This is a genomic window from Mesorhizobium sp. M4A.F.Ca.ET.050.02.1.1 (genome assembly GCF_003997725.1).
GTDB lineage: Bacteria > Pseudomonadota > Alphaproteobacteria > Rhizobiales > Rhizobiaceae > Mesorhizobium.
Genome location: NZ_RZSG01001066.1, coordinates 1 through 1,622, shown reverse-complemented (window position 1 = coordinate 1,622; position 1,622 = coordinate 1). Strand labels below are relative to the sequence as shown.

Below are 1,622 nucleotides of genomic sequence, written 5' to 3'. Positions count from 1 at the left end.
GAAGAATACCGGGCGAAATGGGGACTATCGGCAGACTATCCGATGGTTGCCCCGAACTATGCCGCCGCGCGCTCAGCTTTGGCGAAGACCATGGGCCTCGGCAGAAAACCCAATGAGGCCCAACAGGCCGCACCGGCAAAGAGGAGCCGCAACAAGGCGGCCTCCTGACATCGTTCGCTCGTTCTTCGGCCATGTGCATTTTGAAAGGCGGAGATCCCGCCTTTCGCCAATCGTTCTGGCCTGAATGGTGCCAAGGACGATTAGCGTACTTTGCTGAGATTGCCGGCCGAGGACTTGCCGGTGCGGCGGTCCTGCTCGATTTCGTAACTGATCTTCTGACCATCGGCGAGCGATGACAGACCTGCACGCTCGACAGCAGAAATGTGGACGAAAACGTCCGGGCCGCCCGCATCGGGCTGGATGAAGCCGAAGCCCTTGGAGCTGTTGAACCACTTCCGGTTCCGATCGCCATCTATGGTGTTTCCTCTTTAGCATTGCAGTGTCGCCTGGCCCTAAGCCAAACCGTCTCGGATGATAAGCGCGGATAGACGCAGCTAATGAGGTCGCTCCGGCGAATTGAGTGGCGCCTGCGCGCTGATCGCGCCAACCGGGCGTTCGTTAATTCCCGTAGGACGATCGATTGGCGCTTTGGCTATGGGACAGGTATCTCCAGCAGAACGGTTTCATATTGGCTTTGAAGCAGCCTTCGAAAATTACTTCGGCTCGGCACCTACAATGCCCTCATCCTGCCAATCTCCATATGCAAGTGCACCAAAGGAGAGATCTCCAATTTAACTTCTACACGAAAAGAGAGGCTCGGCCCAATGAGCAGGGTGGCGCGCGCGGACGCGGCTTCGGTTTCGTCGGCGACGTTCGCTCCGCTGGAGAATCCCACCTTTCGTGTTATCTGGCTTGCCGCACAGGTGTCGAGCCTGGGCTGGCTGTTCCAGACCGTTGCGGTCAGCTGGCTGATGGCAACCATTTCGACCTCGGACGTGATGGTCGCTCTGGTGCAGACCTTCACGACGCTGCCCGTATTCATTCTGTCGATCTTCGCCGGGCCATCGCCGACAATTTCAGCCGCCGCCATGTCATGGCGATCGGCTGGTGCGTGATAGCCTTGTCATCGATCATGCTGACTGCTCTTGTAGCGATGGGATATTACAATCTCTGGATGATCCTCGCCCTGAGCTGTCTGGCCGGTTGCGGCGCTGCCTTTAGTCGAGTCCGCCGCCTGCTCGGCCATTAATTTCACATAATTTCACATTTTTTAACACAGACGAAAGTCGGCCCAGAGCTGACGGCCGAAACGCGCTTAGGCAGCGGGATGCGCCCGTAATGGAGGCCAGGCTTCCGTCTCGATTCCAAATCTTTTGCTCTTCGGCTGTCCGCTCATCCGTCTTGACCAGGACGAACCTACAGCCTATCTCACCGCCACGTTGGCACTCTCCACTGGCGAGTGCTAACCGGGCTCCGGCAACGGAGAACCTTTCAACCTCCGCACCAGGGATATCCAAAATGGCAAAGTCGAATTTCCGGCCGCTGCATGACCGCGTGGTCGTTCGTCGGCTCGAATCCGAATCCAAGACCGCGGGCGGGATCATCATCCCCGATACGGCTAA

At 57.7% G+C, this 1,622-nt stretch carries 2 protein-coding genes and 2 pseudogenes; 3 read left to right on the top strand and 1 reads right to left on the bottom strand.

Annotated features, from left to right (window positions below; all coding sequences use genetic code 11):
* Positions 1-168, top strand: a 168-nt coding sequence (locus tag EOA33_RS34985) for a MucR family transcriptional regulator (protein WP_190234482.1), incomplete at its 5' end; no start/stop codon positions are given.
* Between the two features lie 92 nt (positions 169-260).
* Here the strand turns inward: EOA33_RS34985 and EOA33_RS34980 are convergent.
* A complete protein-coding gene (locus tag EOA33_RS34980) occupies positions 261-476 on the bottom strand; it encodes a cold-shock protein (protein WP_082980360.1) in 216 nt (71 codons plus the stop codon).
* A 348-nt stretch (positions 477-824) separates the two neighbouring features.
* On the opposite strand from EOA33_RS34980, the pseudogene EOA33_RS34975 reads away from it, so the two are divergent.
* Both EOA33_RS34975 and EOA33_RS34970 read left to right on the top strand, forming a co-directional pair.
* Positions 825-1,178 (top strand): annotated as a pseudogene (locus EOA33_RS34975) (MFS transporter).
* Between the two features lie 340 nt (positions 1,179-1,518).
* A pseudogene (locus EOA33_RS34970) lies at positions 1,519-1,622 on the top strand (co-chaperone GroES); the annotation flags it as partial.